The sequence below is a fragment of the Spiribacter sp. 1M189 genome (assembly GCF_040838345.1).
GTDB classification, from domain to species: domain Bacteria; phylum Pseudomonadota; class Gammaproteobacteria; order Nitrococcales; family Nitrococcaceae; genus Spiribacter; species Spiribacter insolitus.
Window position 1 is genome coordinate 980,232 of the sequence record NZ_JBAKFF010000001.1, and the last position, 14,559, is coordinate 994,790.

At 63.8% G+C, this 14,559-nt stretch carries 16 protein-coding genes; 4 read left to right on the top strand and 12 right to left on the bottom strand.

The genetic code is table 11. The annotated features are described in order from the left end of the window. Nucleotides 1-19: 19 nt before the first annotated feature. Nucleotides 20-484 carry a hypothetical protein gene (locus tag V6X30_RS04930; protein WP_367983530.1) on the bottom strand — a complete coding sequence of 155 codons (465 nt, stop codon included), beginning with the start codon at nt 482-484 and terminating at the stop codon, nt 20-22. A 79-nt stretch (nt 485-563) separates the two neighbouring features. After that, the gene (locus tag V6X30_RS04935) at nt 564-899 is read right to left on the bottom strand and encodes an ArsR/SmtB family transcription factor (RefSeq protein WP_367983531.1); all 336 of its coding nucleotides are present in this window, start codon (nt 897-899) and stop codon (nt 564-566) included. Between the two features lie 122 nt (nt 900-1,021). On the opposite strand from V6X30_RS04935, the gene V6X30_RS04940 reads away from it, so the two are divergent. The 4 genes from V6X30_RS04940 to V6X30_RS04955 are packed head-to-tail and all read left to right on the top strand — an operon-like array spanning nt 1,022 to nt 6,002. Next, nucleotides 1,022-3,622 (top strand): efflux RND transporter permease subunit, encoded by a 2,601-nt coding sequence (locus V6X30_RS04940; RefSeq protein WP_367983532.1) that lies wholly within the window; start codon nt 1,022-1,024, stop codon nt 3,620-3,622. Continuing rightward, nucleotides 3,619-4,416 (top strand): outer membrane lipoprotein-sorting protein, encoded by a 798-nt coding sequence (locus V6X30_RS04945; RefSeq protein ID WP_367983533.1) that lies wholly within the window; start codon nt 3,619-3,621, stop codon nt 4,414-4,416. The genes V6X30_RS04940 and V6X30_RS04945 overlap by 4 nt, the downstream gene beginning before the upstream one ends. Nucleotides 4,417-4,419: 3 nt before the next feature. Continuing rightward, the gene (locus V6X30_RS04950) at nt 4,420-5,775 is read left to right on the top strand and encodes a hypothetical protein (RefSeq protein ID WP_367983534.1); all 1,356 of its coding nucleotides are present in this window, start codon (nt 4,420-4,422) and stop codon (nt 5,773-5,775) included. 11 nt (nt 5,776-5,786) lie between these two features. Next, nucleotides 5,787-6,002, top strand: coding sequence for a YgaP family membrane protein (locus V6X30_RS04955; protein ID WP_367983535.1), 216 nt, complete (start codon nt 5,787-5,789; stop codon nt 6,000-6,002). 49 nt (nt 6,003-6,051) lie between these two features. Here the strand turns inward: V6X30_RS04955 and galU are convergent, their stop codons facing one another. From galU to V6X30_RS05005, 10 genes are all read right to left on the bottom strand, one after another. Further along, a complete protein-coding gene (galU, locus tag V6X30_RS04960) occupies nt 6,052-6,930 on the bottom strand; it encodes a UTP--glucose-1-phosphate uridylyltransferase GalU (protein WP_367983536.1) in 879 nt (292 codons plus the stop codon). A gap of 89 nt (nt 6,931-7,019) precedes the next feature. Continuing rightward, a complete protein-coding gene (locus V6X30_RS04965) occupies nt 7,020-7,286 on the bottom strand; it encodes a ComEA family DNA-binding protein (protein ID WP_367983537.1) in 267 nt (88 codons plus the stop codon). 50 nt (nt 7,287-7,336) lie between these two features. After that, entirely contained in the window at nt 7,337-8,050 is a 714-nt protein-coding gene (pyrF, locus tag V6X30_RS04970; protein WP_367983538.1) for an orotidine-5'-phosphate decarboxylase, read from the bottom strand. Then, nucleotides 8,047-9,219: a lipopolysaccharide assembly protein LapB gene (lapB, locus tag V6X30_RS04975; RefSeq protein WP_367983539.1), complete on the bottom strand. Its 1,173-nt coding sequence runs from the start codon at nt 9,217-9,219 to the stop codon at nt 8,047-8,049. Before lapB ends, pyrF begins: the two co-directional genes overlap by 4 nt. A 2-nt stretch (nt 9,220-9,221) precedes the next feature. Further along, nucleotides 9,222-9,515 carry a LapA family protein gene (locus V6X30_RS04980; RefSeq protein ID WP_367983540.1) on the bottom strand — a complete coding sequence of 98 codons (294 nt, stop codon included), beginning with the start codon at nt 9,513-9,515 and terminating at the stop codon, nt 9,222-9,224. Then, nucleotides 9,512-9,817 (bottom strand): integration host factor subunit beta, encoded by a 306-nt coding sequence (locus V6X30_RS04985; RefSeq protein ID WP_367983541.1) that lies wholly within the window; start codon nt 9,815-9,817, stop codon nt 9,512-9,514. Before V6X30_RS04985 ends, V6X30_RS04980 begins: the two co-directional genes overlap by 4 nt. A gap of 74 nt (nt 9,818-9,891) precedes the next feature. Then, nucleotides 9,892-11,574 (bottom strand): 30S ribosomal protein S1, encoded by a 1,683-nt coding sequence (rpsA, locus tag V6X30_RS04990; RefSeq protein ID WP_367983542.1) that lies wholly within the window; start codon nt 11,572-11,574, stop codon nt 9,892-9,894. 83 nt (nt 11,575-11,657) lie between these two features. Next, nucleotides 11,658-12,335: a (d)CMP kinase gene (gene cmk / locus V6X30_RS04995; RefSeq protein WP_367983543.1), complete on the bottom strand. Its 678-nt coding sequence runs from the start codon at nt 12,333-12,335 to the stop codon at nt 11,658-11,660. Beyond that, nucleotides 12,332-13,660, bottom strand: a complete 1,329-nt coding sequence (aroA, locus tag V6X30_RS05000) for a 3-phosphoshikimate 1-carboxyvinyltransferase (RefSeq protein WP_367983544.1) — start codon at nt 13,658-13,660, stop codon at nt 12,332-12,334. Before aroA ends, cmk begins: the two co-directional genes overlap by 4 nt. Before the next feature lie 19 nt (nt 13,661-13,679). Then, nucleotides 13,680-14,558 (bottom strand): prephenate dehydrogenase, encoded by an 879-nt coding sequence (locus V6X30_RS05005; RefSeq protein WP_367983545.1) that lies wholly within the window; start codon nt 14,556-14,558, stop codon nt 13,680-13,682. Nucleotide 14,559 lies beyond the last annotated feature (1 nt).

A 14,559-nucleotide genomic window follows, 5' to 3' on the forward strand; every position in this document is an offset into this window, starting at 1 on the left:
GCATTGGCGTTCGCGGGACTTATCCGCCGAGATCCCCGCGAACCTCGGTCTGATAGCTCCACATATGCCGCATCAACCGCTGCATGAGCGCATCACGCTGCTCCAGATGCCGTAAGCGCTGGGCCTCGCTGAGGTTGGCAGCGGGCTCGGGCAGGTTATCCAGCCGGGTCATTGCCTGGTCAAGTTGCTGGCGATACCGATTGAGCAGGCGCTCCCGCTCGGCACTGTCCTCGGTCTGGTGCAGGCGGTCGCGCAGGCGATCCATGTCATGTAGACGATCCTGATCCATGAGTCGGTCGCGATCGCCCGTGCCGTCCGCCTGGTGCTCGCGCAGGCGGTCACGATCGGTATCTCCGGCTCCATCGCTACCGCTGCTACCGCCCTTCCCCTGCGCATTGGCTATGGCCGGGAGCCCGGCCTGACTGCCGAGCATGAGCATCGTAAGTCCGGCGAGGACCCGCCGGCGGCTTTGTCGCGTCGTCATGGGAACGCCCTCCTAAAGCGTGGAAAGAGGGCTTCAGCGTGCATCAGGCCAGGACAGCACTGGAATCGGAAGATAGCGCTTACGTCTGGGGGAGAAGGGACTGTTCATGCTGCAGCCGTTTGCGGGCACCGGAGCAGACGATATCGCAGAGCTCAAAGATAAAAGGCGCGGTGATGCCGAAATAGGCGCGATTACCCTCCTGCCGCCGCCCGACCAGGCCATTGGCGCGCAGGAGGCCGAGATGCTTGGAGACGTTGGAAGGGCTCGCACCCGTCAGTTCCGCGATTTCGCCGACGGTATGTTCGCCGGTCTGCAGGCAGTGCAGTATCCGCAGCCGCTGGGCATCGCTCAGCACACGGAAATACTGCGCGATGAGCTCCATCGATTCCGGTGTTTGATGCTCGCTGCCAGCCATGACCGCCCTCCTGCGCCTGCATAACGCTAACGTCAGGGTTGCAAGCATAAACGAAAAACGTACTGTTTACTATATGACTATATAGGAATATAGTGAAACGCTCACTTGGGTCAGGAGACGACATGGGTCGCCGTATCGCCAGTCTCGCCATGGATCACCCCCGGATCGTCTTCCTGGGGACATTGCTGCTCACCCTGCTGGGTACGGCCCTGATCCCCCTCATACAGATCGATACCGACCCGGAGAACATGCTGCCCGCGGATCAGGAAGACCGCGTGCGGCACAACGCCATCAAAGAGCAGTTCAATCTGCATGACATGATCGTCGTCGGTGTCGTCAACGAATCCGGGGACGAGGGTGTGTTCAACCCGCGCTCGCTTGGCGCGATTCATTCGCTGAGCAAGGAGATTGCCGAGATCGACGGCGTCATCCGGCGCGATCTGCTGTCCCTGGCGACGGTGGACAATATCGAACAGGCCGGCCCCGGCACCATCCGCTTTGAGTGGATGATGAACACGCCGCCGGAGACCGAGACCGAAGCCCGGGCGATCCGTGATGCCACCCTTGACCTACCCCTCTTCCGCGACACGCTGATCTCCGGAGATGGCGAAGCAACGGCGATCTACGTCCCCATTGAGGCGAAGGACCAGAGCCATCGCATCGCCGGCGAGATTGAAGATCTGATCGCCGGACTCGACACCAATGATGAATTCCATATCACCGGCTTGCCGGTGGCGGAAGACACCTTCGGCGTCGAGATGTTCATCCAGATGGCCATTTCCGCGCCCCTTGCGGCGCTGGTCATCTTTGCCCTGATGTGGTGGTTCTTCCGCTCGGTGACGCTGGTCGTGGCGCCCATGCTGATGGCCTTCGCGGTGGTGCTGACCACCATGGGAGCGCTCATCGGGATGGGCTTCACCGTCCATATCATGAGCTCAATGATCCCCATCTTTCTGATGCCCATCGCCGTGGTGGATTCGGTCCACATCATCTCGGAGTTCGCCGACCGCTACCGCCCGGAGCGTGGCGCGAGGGAGACCATGGCCGAGGTGATGGACCATCTGTTCACGCCCATGCTCTACACCTCGATCACCTCCGGCATCGGCTTCGCGTCGCTCGCCTTCACCCCGATTCCACCGGTACAGGTCTTCGGCCTGTTCGTCGGGGCCGGCATCGTGCTGGCGTTCATCCTCACGGTGATTTTCATCCCGGCCTACGCGGTGCGTCTCAAGCCAGAGCGGCTGGAGGCCCTGCGTGCCGCGGGCAGCCGCCGCCCCCCGGATGACACCCCCCTCGCCCGTGGGCTGACGCGCCTGGGAGGCTTTGCCGTCGGCCGGGCGAATCTGGTGGTCAGCATCTTCGCCATCGCACTGGTCATCGGCGGTTATGGCATCAGCCAGATCACGGTGAACGACAACCCCGTGCGCTGGTTCCAGTCGGACCATCGCATCCGGGTCGCCGATCGCGTGCTCAACGAGCATTTCGCCGGCACTTACAGCGCCTATCTCCGACTCGAATCGGCGCAGGCAGAGGACGCTCCGCAACGCTTTCGGACGCAGTCCCGGCAGATCATCGATCAGGCCCGCGCCGACGGCGCGCGGATAGGCGATACCTGGACGCAGCTGCGGGAACAGGCGGCACGCGATGCCGACGGCTTCCGTGCGCTGCTCGAGACGCTGAGCCTGGAGGTCGAGGATCAGCTGTTCACCGCGGACGATGCCGCCTATCCGTGGTGGGAGGAACTTCTCACGCTGATCGATGAGACCCGGGGCGAGCTCAACACCTTCCAGCGCCCCGAGATGCTGCGCTACATCGCCGATTTCCAGGCCGCCCTGGCGGAGAGCCCGGAAGTCGGCAAGGTCAATACCGTCTCGGACCTTGTCCGCACGGTCTATCGCGAGCTGCGCAGCGGCGACGCCGGGGACTATCGCATCCCGGATTCCCGGCAGGCGGTGGCGCAGACCATCCTCAGCTTCCAGGGCTCGCATCGCCCCCATGACCTCTGGCGAATGGTCACCCCGGATTATCAGGCGGCCAACCTCTGGCTTCAGCTCTCCAGCGGTGACAACCAGGACATGCAGGCAGTGATCGACCGAGCCAATACGTATGTCGAGCGTAACCCGCTGCCGGAGGGCGTGAGCATGAGCTGGGGCGGGCTCAACTACATCAACGTGGTCTGGCAGGACGCCATGGTCAAGGGCATGGCGCAGAGTCTGGCCATTGCCTGGGTGATGGTGGCGCTGATGATGCTGGTGCTGTTCCGCTCGGTCGTCTTCGGACTGCTGGCCATGGTGCCGCTCACCGTAAGCATCGCGCTGATCTACGGCGTGGTCGGCCTGATCGGCAAGTACTACGACATGCCCATCGCGGTGCTGTCCTCGCTCACCCTCGGCCTGTCCGTGGACTTTGCCATCCATTTCATCGAGCGCAGCCGCGAGAACTATCGGCGCACGGGGAACTTCGCCGAGAGCATGCGTCTGATGTTCAAGGAGCCGGCGCGGGCCATCAGCCGCAACGCCATCGTCATTGCGGTCGGCTTCCTGCCGCTGCTGGCCGCACCGCTGGTGCCCTACAACACGGTGGGGATTTTCCTGGCCAGCATCATGGCGGCGTCGGCCATCGCATCGGTGGTTCTGCTGCCCGCCATCATGAAACTCGGTCAACGCCGGATCATGCCCGACCGGACCACCGCATCCACGCAATCCACTGGAGAGGCGTCATGAAACATTTTCTGCCCCTGACCTGGCTGGTCGTCGCCGGCCTCGTGGCAGGCACGGCAAGTGCCCAGATGACTGACCCGGAACAGATCGTCGAGGAGGCGAACATCGCCTCCTACTACGCCGGCGACGATGGTCGTTCCGCCGCTCGCATGCTGATCGTCGATGGCAACGACAACCGGCAGCGCCGGCAATTCACCCTGCTCCGCAAGGACGTAGTCGAAGGCGGTGATCAACGCTATCTGGTGGTCTTCAGCCGACCGGCGGATATCCGAGGCACGGTCTTTCGGGTGGAGAAGCATGTTGGCGAGTCCGATGACCGCTGGCTCTACCTGCCGGCACTGGATCTGGTCAAGCGCATTGCCGCCGGCGACAAGCGGACGAGCTTCGTCGGCTCGCACTTCTTCTATGAGGATATCTCCGGCCGGGGTACCGAGGAGGATGAACACACCCTGATCGATACGACGGACGAGTATTACGTCATCGAGAGCACGCCGAAGGATCCGGATCAGGTGGAATTCGCCCGCTACCGGACCTGGATCGACCGGGAAACGATGCTGCCCATGCGCACGGAGTACCAGCGCGATGCCGGCGAGGTGTATCGCCGCATGGAGGTCACCGAGGTGGAAACCATCGACGGCTACCCGACCGGGACCGAGGTGCGCATGGAAGACCTGGATTCCGGCGGCTACACCGTCACCCAGTTCCGGTTCTCGGAATACGATGTCGGCCTGCCGGACCGCATCTTCAGCGAGCGCTCGCTGCGCAACCCGCCGCGGGACTGGCTGCGCCGGGACTGAGCCATGAAACCGCTCGATCGCATGACGAGGGACTGGAGCGGCGGGTGCTGGCGCAGCGTCCTGACGGCACTGCTCGTGATCGCCGTCCTCTCCCCGCTGAAGGCCCAGGAGAGCGCGGAGGCCGAGGATCCCTGGGGGGATGAAGCCTGGGGTGACGATCCATGGACCGGAGAGAAGGCAGGCTGGCAATGGTATGGCTTTATCGACGGCGCCACTGCCTCACGCATCCATGACGATCCCGCGGTGGGTGACGACTACACGCTGAACGAGACTCGACTGCAGCTGGAGGGTGAGCGTCCGATTGGTGATTACACAGCCACGGTCAAGGCGGATGTCTGGATCGACGGCGTCGAGGATGGTGTGCGTGGTGACCTGCGTGAGGCGGCTTTGGCGGGTCGGCTCACCGAACGGATGGATATCGACGTTGGCCGCCAGATTCTGACCTGGGGCACCGGAGACCTCGTATTCCTTAACGACCTCTTCCCCAAGGACTATGTCTCGTTTTTCAGCGGACGTGACGATGAATACCTGAAGGCGCCCGCGGACGCCCTCAGGCTCTCCTGGTTCGGCGACGTCAACGTGGACTTCGTCTGGATGCCGCGGGCCGCGCCCAATCGGTACATCACCGGTGAGCGGCTCTCCTACTTCAGCGTTGTGGAGGGCCGACGCGTCGCCGCGCCACCAGAAATCGACCCCCGCGAGCGCGACAGCCTCGGCCGGGACAGCGAAGTCGCACTGCGCGTTTACCAGACCATTGATAGCGTGGAGTATGCCGGATATGCCTATCACGGCTACGACAACCAGCCGAGTGCTGTCGACCCGTCGACGGGCGAGGCCTATTCCCCGCGTCTAACCTCGCTGGGCGCCAGTCTGCGCCGCCCCGTACTCGGTGGCATCGGCAACCTGGAGACGGCCTATTACTCTGGCGAGGACAGCAGCGGCGACGATCCCAATCTGCCCAACGACCAGTGGCGCTTCCTGGGTGGGTTCGAGAACGAGCCTTTTGCGGATTTCACCCTCGGCTGGCAGTACCTGCTGGAGTGGACCCGGGACCACGATGCACTGGTCGCCAATCTGCCGGCGGCTCAACGCCCCTATGCACCGGACGAGTACCGGCATCTGCTGACCAACCGGATCACCTGGCAGCTGCTGCGCCAGGATCTGACCCTGTCGCTGTTTACCTTCTATTCGCCGTCGGATGCCGACTACTACCTCCGTCCGAGAGCGATCTACCGCTTCAGCGACCAGCTGACCGGGACCGCGGGTGGAAACCTGTTCGGCGGGGCGGACGACTGGACGTTCCACACGCAGCTTGAAGACAACAGCAATCTTTATCTTCGACTTCGCTACAGCTTCTAGGAGGGCTGGTCATGACCGTGAACGAGGGACTTCGGGCAATGGCGGGATTCTTTGTGCTCCTCAGCCTCGCGCTGGGCACATGGGTCCATCCAGGATGGTATCTGTTCACCGCATTCGTGGGCTTCAACCTGCTGCAGTCGGCGTTCACGCGGTGGTGCCCTGCGATGGCCATTCTCAAGCGCATCGGGTTTCGCGAAGAGGCGCCTCGAGAGAAGGTCTCCGCCTGAGGCCCGACAGAGCACCTTCGCCGTCAGGGGTGGCCGCTTGGGCCCGCCCCTAGCCTGTGCGCTGGCGAAGGTACGCGGCGAAGGCCTCGCCGAAGTCCGGGTGCTTCACGCCGTATTCGACCGTGGCCTGGAGATAACCGAGCTTATCGCCGCAGTCGTAGCGCATGCCTTCGAACTCGTAGGCAAACACCGGTTCATCCCGCATCAGTGCGGCAATCGCATCCGTGAGCTGTATCTCACCACCCGCCCCTGGCCGGGTCTGGCGGAGCTTGTTGAAGATGCTGCCATTGAGGATGTAACGCCCGACGACGCCGAGGTTTGACGGAGCCTGCTCCGGCTTGGGTTTCTCGACAATGGCATTCAGCCGGCCAAGACGCTCACTCACCGGTTCCACGTCGACAACGCCGTAGCGATCAGTATGCGCCTCGGGTACGCGCTGCACGCCGAGGATGCTCGCCACCTGCTCGTCGTAGCGCCTGACCATCTGGGCGAGGCAGCCATCCCCGTCGCCGTCATCGATGAGATCGTCGGCGAGGATCACCGCGAAGGGTTCATCACCCACGGCCGGTTCGGCACAGAGCACCGCATGACCGAGTCCCAGTGCTTCCGACTGGCGGATGTAGATGCAGGCCACATGGGGCGGGATGATGTTGCGGACGGCCTCCAGCCGCTCAAGCTTGCCCGACTCCTCGAGTTCAGTCTCGAGCTCATAGGCCTTGTCAAAGTGATCCGGAATGCTTCGCTTGTTGCGTCCATTCACGAATATCAGCGTCTCGATCCCGGCCTTCACCGCCTCCTCGGCGGCATACTGTATCAGTGGCTTATCCACCACCGGCAACATTTCCTTTGGATTGGCTTTTGTTGCTGGCAGGAACCGAGTACCCAGTCCGGCGACCGGGAAGACGGCCTTGCGGATTCTTTTTGCCATCTGCCGTGATACTCCCTTAAGCGGTGCTCTCCTTGACGCTCAAGCGTAAAGCAAGGTGGGGGCCATGTCAGGCGCCCCACCCAAACCGCCTAGTCGAGCGTGACCTGCTCTCGCATGGCCTCGAGCGTCGCCTCACCGATGCCGTTGACGCGGGTCATCGTCTCGATGTTCTCGAACGGCCCATTGACCTCGCGATCCTCGACAATCGCCTGCGCCGTCGCCGGGCCGACACCCTTGATGCGTTGGAGCTGATCGATGTTCGCCTCGTTGACGTTCACGGTCTCTGCGCTTGCCATCGCCATGGTGGCGTAGAGACCCAGGCCGAGCAGCCCGCCAAAGGGGATGAGTGACTTCATGACATACTCCCTCATTGCTAGAAATGGCATGTGAGAGCGTAGTGCCGTGATCACTCCCCTGCTGTGACCCGCATCTCATCCAGAATCATCTCCACCGCACCGGCCGGATCCGCCGATCGGGTAATGGGCCGACCCACCACGAGATCCGTCGCGCCGGCGGCAATGGCGAAAGCCGGCGTCTTTATGCGTCGCTGGTCATCCAGCGCGGCACCGACGGGCCGAACCCCCGGCGTGATCCGACGGAATGATTCGCCGCAGTGGTCGCGGACGAGGGCGGCCTCCTGCGGCGAGCAGACCACACCGTCCAGGCCAGCACGCGTGGCCAGCGCCGCCAGCCGACCGACCGCCTCCGCCGGCGTGCCCTGCAGCCCGATCGCCTGCAGGGTTGTCTCATCATGGCTCGTCAGCACCGTCACCGCGGTCAGCAATGGCCTGCGTGCCGGTGTTTCATCGACGGCCGCGCGGGCTGCCGCCAGCATGGCCGGCCCTCCGAGTGCATGGACGTTAACCATCCAGACGCCAAGGTCCGCCGCTGCGCGGCAGGCCGACGCCACCGTGTTGGGGATGTCATGGAACTTGAGATCAAGAAAGACATCCCAGCCTGCATCCGCCCATTCCCGCACCAGCGAAGGCCCAGCACGGACGAATAGCTCCTTGCCCACCTTCAGTCGACAGCTCCCGGGCGCCAGACGGTTCACCAGCGATCGGGCCGAAACATCGCTATCGAAGTCCAGTGCCACGATCAGGCTCGGCGTTGCGTTCATTCCCCCTCCAGGCCGCGACGCGGCTTGATGCTGGCCCAAGCCCGACAGCCCGGACACTGCCAGTGGAGCTGCCGTGCCTCGAATCCACATTTAACACATCGATAAGGCAGCCGATCGCCGAGCAACGCCTGGAAAAGCTCCCGGAGCACCTTGAGATCCCGCTGGCGGCGGCGGTCCGGATCGTCGTCGCTGATATTGAGTTCGATGAGACGATCAAGCCCACGTATCGAGGGGCGCTCCCTGAGCTGCGCGGCGAGGAACTCGACCGCCGCCTTGCGCCCGTCACGCGACTCGATGCACTCACTGAGTTTCATGATCACGGACACCCCGGGGTAGCGGTTGAGCAGACGGTAGAGTTCCGCGGTGAACTGACTCCGATCTCCGACTGCCTGATAGCATGCTTCAAGCCGTGGCAGGACCTCGGGGATGTAATCGACGTCCTGGCTTTCGACTCGCTGACAGGCCTTGATGGCAGCCCGCCAGCGGTTCTCCTGCTGTTCCAGGTCGCATTTGAGCAGCGACGCGCGGACGCACCGCCGGTCATATCCCAGCGCACGCCGGAGGGTCTGCCGGATGTCACCGGAATCCGCATGATCCCGCGCCATTTGCTCGGCCTGCTCGCAGGCAAACTGTGCCATCTCCGGCCCATAGTCGCCGGCGCTGATGCGTTGCAGGCGCTGGGCGATCTCGATCGCTGACTCCCACTCACGCTCCTGTTGGTAAATATCCAGCAGCGACTGAAGGGCCGTCTTGCGGTATTCGCTGAACTCCAGCGCCTCCAGGAACAGGGTCTCGGCACGATCCAGCAGACCCGCGGCCAGATAGTCACGGGCGAGTTCCAGCAGCGCCGCCGCACGCTGCTCCTGCGCGAGAGAGGGTCGGGCGATGAGATTCTGATGGATGCGGACCGCACGATCCGCCTCCCCCCGGCGACGAAAAAGGTTGCCGAGGGTGAGATGGGTCTCGACGGTATCCTCGTCCAGCTCGACCATGCGCGTGAAGACCTCGATCGCGCGGTCGGGCTGCTCGTTAAGCAGGTAATTGAGTCCCTGGAAGTAGTCACGCGGGAGGGTTCGCTGACGGCGGGCGTTGCCCTTCGCCGAGCGATGTCCGACCCACCAGCCGGACAGGGCTGCTAACGGAAGCAGCAGCCAGAGGAGGTACCACATGGTCAGGGCGTGTTCCGAATCGGCAATTTGCGCAATTCGGAGAGTTCCTCGCGGGACGCTGCGACCTCACGCCGCAAACGTGTCAGCTGCCAGCGCTGGCGCATGAGGATGCCCGTAGCGGCCGCCAGCCCGATGATCACGCCGATGGTAAAGGCGATCACCAGCCACAGAGCGACCGGCAGTTTGAGCTGGCCAAGATAGAAGTCCAGCGCGACCGGGGTCGGGTTGAGCATGGCAAAGCTCAGCCCCGCCGCCACGACGATCAGTGCGAATATCAAGCCAATCAGCCGCTTCATGCGTCCTCCGCATTGCCGCGCCGACCCTCGTCCACGCGTTCACGCATCTGCTTGCCTGGCTTGAAGTGCGGCACATGCTTGCCCGGGAGCGAGACCGGTTCTCCCGTCTTGGGGTTACGGCCGATGCGCGGTGGCCGATGGTGCAGAGAGAAGCTGCCAAAACCGCGGATCTCGATCCGCTCGCCGCTGGCCAGGGACTCGCTCATCTGCTCAAGCAGCGTCTTCACGGCCAGCTCGACATCGCGCTGGGCGAGATGCTGCTGATTCGCCGAGATCAGTTCAATCAGTTCCGACTTCGTCATGGACGGCAATCCATCACCTCAAGATCGACCACGACCGGACGTCACCTGCCCGGCCGTGGTCTATTGCGGACGTCTCAGTCCCCGTCACCCCGATCGGCCATCTGCTCCTTGAGCAGATCGCCCAGGGTGGTGGTACCGGCCGTACCGGTGCTGCCGTAGCCCTCGACGGCCTCGCGCTCGTCCTGCTGATCCTTGGCACGGACCGACAGGCTGATCATGCGATTGCGGCGGTCGACGGCCATGAACTTGGCCTCGACTTCGTCACCCTCGCTGACCACGTTGCGCGCGTCCTCAACCCGCTCGCGGGCCAGGTCGGCGGACCGGACGTAGCCCTGGACCTCATCGCCAAGATCGACCACGACGCCCTTGGCATCCACCTCAGCGGCCGTCCCGGTGACAACCGTGCCCTTGGGATGATTGGCCACCCACTGGGAGACCGGATCCTGCGCGAGCTGCTTGACACCAAGGCTGATGCGCTCGCGCTCGGGGTCAACGGACAACACGACCGCCTCGACTTCCTCACCCTTGTGGAAGTCGCGGATGGCCTCTTCACCGGCATCACTCCAGGAGAGATCCGAAAGGTGAACGAGCCCATCAATGCCACCCTCGAGGCCGACGAAGATGCCAAAGTCGGTGATCGACTTGATGGCTCCGGTCACGCGGTCGCCCTTGTTGTGGGTGGCGGCGAACTCATCCCAGGGGTTGGGCTGGCACTGCTTCATGCCCAGGGAGATCCGACGGCGCTCCTCATCGATATCGAGGATCATCACCTCGACCTCGTCGCCGATGGATACCATCTTGGCCGGATTGACGTTCTTGTTCGTCCAGTCCATTTCGGAGACGTGGACAAGGCCTTCAACGCCTTCCTCGATCTCCACGAAGGAGCCGTAGTCGGTGATGTTGGTGACCTTGCCAACCACGCGGCTACCTTCGGGGTAGCGTGCGGCAATGGCCTCCCACGGATCCTCTCCGAGCTGCTTGAGCCCCAGGGAGACGCGGTTGCGCTCACGATCGAACTTGAGCACCTTGACGTCGATTTCCTGGCCGACATCCACCACCTCGGACGGATGCTTGACACGCCGCCACGCCATATCGGTGATATGCAGCAGGCCATCGATGCCGCCGAGATCGACGAATGCGCCATAGTCGGTGAGGTTCTTGACGATGCCCTTGAGCGTCTGACCCTCCTGGAGCTTCTCCAGCAGCGCCTCGCGCTCGGCACTGTATTCCTCTTCCACCACCGCGCGGCGTGACACCACGACATTATTGCGACGGGCGTCGAGCTTGATCACCTTGAACTCGAGGTCCTTGCCTTCTAGGTATGTGGTGTCGCGCACGGGGCGGATATCCACGAGCGAGCCAGGCAGGAAGGCACGGATGTGACCGAGGTCCACCGTGAATCCACCCTTGACCTTGCCGCTGATCTGACCGGTGACCGTCTCGCTGCCCTCGTAGGCGGCCTCAAGCACGCGCCAGGCTCGCGCCCGCTTGGCCTTCTCGCGGGACAAGCGGGTCTCACCGCTGCCGTCCTCGACCGCATCCAGGGCCACTTCCACATCGTCGCCGATGTTCACCTCGACGGTCCCTTCCTCGTCGGTGAACTGGCGCAACGGGATGACCGCCTCGGATTTCAGTCCGGCATTGACGATGACGTCCTCACCATCAATCGCCACGACCTGGGCGGTGACAATGGAGCCCGGCCGCATGTCGGTCTGCGCAAGGCTCTCTTCAAAAAGTTCTGCAAAGCTTTCGCTCATGGGATGATTTGATCCGGGATCAGGAAAACGATCCAGTTGGTTGCTTGAACACAAGATGCCGCCACCGGCAGCACCCCCCTTTTTCAGAGCCGGGCCTCGACCCGCTCCATGACCGCGTTGACCACCGCCTCAACAGACAGCTCCGTGGTGTCGATGGTCACTGCGTCCTCTGCCGGCCTGAGCGGCGCCACACTGCGCTGGGTATCGCGCTCGTCCCGCGCCCTCAGCTCCTGCAAAAGATCCGCCAGATTAGCAGCAACACCCTGCTCCATCAACTGCTTATGGCGCCGCCGGGCGCGTTCTCCGGCGCTCGCCGTCAGAAATATCTTCACTGGTGCATCCGGGAAAACGACCGTTCCCATATCGCGGCCGTCGGCCACCAGGCCGGGAGGCTGGCGGAATTCCCGCTGGCGATCGAGCAGCGCCTGGCGGACAGCCGGGACGGCGGCCAGAACAGACGCCCGCTCGCCGCAGGCTTCCGCACGGATTGCGTCACTTACGACCTCGCCATCGAGTACGACTTCACCGGCGTCGCCACCCTCGGTGGGGAAGCGAATATCCAGTGCCTCCGCGAGCGCCACCAAGCGGTCGATGTCGCTGGACCCGACATCAGCCCGCAGAGAAGCGAGCGCCAGAAGCCGATAGATGGCGCCGCTGTCGAGCAGATGCCAGCCCAACCGCTCCGCCAATGCCCGCGCGATGGTGCCCTTCCCGGCGCCGCCCGGGCCGTCGATTGTGACCACGCCGGCCGGCGCACTCATGCGGCTCTCTCCTCGGCGCGAATGGCCAGACCGGCGCGATGCGCCAGCTCAACGAAGCCGGGGAACGAGGTGTCCACCTCGGCGCAGTCATCAATGGTAACGGGACCGTCCGCGGCCAGCGCCGCCATGGCGAAGGACATGGCAATGCGATGATCACCATAGGCCTTGACATGCCCTCCTCGCAGTTGTCCTCCCACGATGCGGATCCCATCGGGCTGCGGATAGACCTCGATGCCCAGTTTGGCGAGCCCCTCCGCCATAACAGCGATCCGGTCGCTCTCCTTGACGCGCAACTCCTCGGCACCGCGCAGCACCGTCTCACCATGCGCACAGGCAGCCGCCACAAAGATGGCCGGGAATTCGTCGATGGCGAGCGGCACCAACTCCGGCGGGATGTCGATTCCCTGCAGCGGCGCAGGCTCCACGGTGAGTTTCCCGACCGGCTCACCCGCATCGGTATGCCGGGCATCGATATCAATCGATGCCCCCATGCGCTGGAGGATCTCGATTACCCCGGTGCGGGTGGGATTAAGCCCGACATTGGTGAATGTCACCGAGGCCTGCGAGGCGATCGAGGCACCCACCAGGAAAAACGCCGCTGACGAGATATCACCGGGGACGGCGACTTCGCCACCCGTCAGGGAGGCGCCGCCGGTAATCCGCACCCGCGGGCCTTTCACATCAACGGGCACGCCGAAGGCGGTGAGCATGCGCTCGGTGTGATCTCGGGTCACGGCCGGCTCAATCACGCAGGTCTCGCCCTCGGCGTAGAGGCCAGCGAGCAACAACGCCGATTTGACCTGGGCACTGGCCATGGGCATCTCGTAGTCAATGCCCCGCAGACCCGGCACAGGCTCGATCCGCAGGGGTGCGGTGCCGTTCGATGCGGTGCCGATTCGTGCACCCATACGTGTGAGCGGATCGGTGACCCGGCGCATCGGCCGCCGCATCAGCGAGGCATCGCCCACCAGCTCGCTCACGAAGGGTTGTCCGGCCAGAAGGCCGCTGAAAAGGCGCATGGAGGTCCCCGAGTTACCCAGATCAAGCGGTGAATCCGCGGCCTGCAGCCCGTGCAGCCCCACCCCCTGGATCCTCAAACGGCCATCCTCAGGCCCCTCGATCCGCACGCCGAGCGCCCGCATGGCGGCCAGCGTGGCCATGGCGTCGTCCCCCTCGAGAAACCCCTCGACCCGGGTCTCGCCCTCGGCAATGGAGCCCAGCATCACCGAGCGGTGGGAAATGGACTTGTCCCCAGGCACCTGCACGTCGCCGTGCAGCGCCCCGCCCGGCTCCACGATGAACCGTCGGCCAACCTTCAAAGGCATCACATCGTCTCCGTTGTGCTTAGCGCTCGAACCAGTGCAGATGAGCATCGCGGGTCTGCTTTGCGCTTCGGAAGATCGCCTCGAGCCCCTCGGCATCGGCAGCCTCGACCAGTTCGGCGAGTGTCTCCAGATCGCGCCGGTAACCGCCGAGCGCATCCAGTACCGCCTCGCGATTGCCAAGGCAGATGTCCCGCCACATGACCGGATCGCTGGAGGCAATGCGCGTGAAGTCGCGGAACCCACCAGCAGCGTAGCGAAGGATTTCTTCGTGATCCGGGGCTCGGGAGAGCATGTCCACCAGGCCGAAGGCGAGCAGATGCGGAAGATGCGAAGTGATCGCCAGCATGCGGTCATGGTGCTCGACGGACATGGTGATCACCTCCGCCCCGGCGCGCTCCCACATCCATTGCACGGAGGCCGTGGCATCGTCGCTGGTGTCGGCCGTGGGCGTGAGGATCACGCGACGTCCTTCGAACAGCGTGGCAAAAGCTGCCTCCACACCGCTGTGCTCGGTACCGGCAATGGGATGGCCGGGGACGAACGTCGTCGGGAAGCGCCCGAGCGCCGCTTCTACGTCATCAACGACACAACCCTTAGCGCTGCCGACGTCGGTGAGCACGGTGTCGGCGTCAAGACATGGTCGAAGCTGCTCCATGACACCGCGAACGGAACCGAGTGGCACGCCCAGCACGACCAGGTCACAGCCGGCCAATGCCTCGGATGGGTCAAGGCTGTAGCGGTCAATCGCGCCCAGTTCCCGGGCCCGTGCCAGCTGCTCGGCACGACGTCCCAACCCAACGACTTCGCCGACAGCGTCAGCGCGCTTCAGCGCAAGCCCGAGGGAACCCGCGATGAGGCCGACACCGACCAGGCAGACACGCCTTGGCTGAACAGCCACC

Coding starts and splice junctions, on each gene's coding strand:
- V6X30_RS04930 (WP_367983530.1), bottom strand. CDS start 484: ATGACGACGCGACAAAGCCGCCGGCGGGTCCTCGCCGGACTTACGATG.
- V6X30_RS04935 (WP_367983531.1), bottom strand. CDS start 899: ATGGCTGGCAGCGAGCATCAAACACCGGAATCGATGGAGCTCATCGCG.
- V6X30_RS04940 (WP_367983532.1), top strand. CDS start 1,022: ATGGGTCGCCGTATCGCCAGTCTCGCCATGGATCACCCCCGGATCGTC.
- V6X30_RS04945 (WP_367983533.1), top strand. CDS start 3,619: ATGAAACATTTTCTGCCCCTGACCTGGCTGGTCGTCGCCGGCCTCGTG.
- V6X30_RS04950 (WP_367983534.1), top strand. CDS start 4,420: ATGAAACCGCTCGATCGCATGACGAGGGACTGGAGCGGCGGGTGCTGG.
- V6X30_RS04955 (WP_367983535.1), top strand. CDS start 5,787: ATGACCGTGAACGAGGGACTTCGGGCAATGGCGGGATTCTTTGTGCTC.
- galU (WP_367983536.1), bottom strand. CDS start 6,930: ATGGCAAAAAGAATCCGCAAGGCCGTCTTCCCGGTCGCCGGACTGGGT.
- V6X30_RS04965 (WP_367983537.1), bottom strand. CDS start 7,286: ATGAAGTCACTCATCCCCTTTGGCGGGCTGCTCGGCCTGGGTCTCTAC.
- pyrF (WP_367983538.1), bottom strand. CDS start 8,050: ATGAACGCAACGCCGAGCCTGATCGTGGCACTGGACTTCGATAGCGAT.
- lapB (WP_367983539.1), bottom strand. CDS start 9,219: ATGTGGTACCTCCTCTGGCTGCTGCTTCCGTTAGCAGCCCTGTCCGGC.
- V6X30_RS04980 (WP_367983540.1), bottom strand. CDS start 9,515: ATGAAGCGGCTGATTGGCTTGATATTCGCACTGATCGTCGTGGCGGCG.
- V6X30_RS04985 (WP_367983541.1), bottom strand. CDS start 9,817: ATGACGAAGTCGGAACTGATTGAACTGATCTCGGCGAATCAGCAGCAT.
- rpsA (WP_367983542.1), bottom strand. CDS start 11,574: ATGAGCGAAAGCTTTGCAGAACTTTTTGAAGAGAGCCTTGCGCAGACC.
- cmk (WP_367983543.1), bottom strand. CDS start 12,335: ATGAGTGCGCCGGCCGGCGTGGTCACAATCGACGGCCCGGGCGGCGCC.
- aroA (WP_367983544.1), bottom strand. CDS start 13,660: ATGCCTTTGAAGGTTGGCCGACGGTTCATCGTGGAGCCGGGCGGGGCG.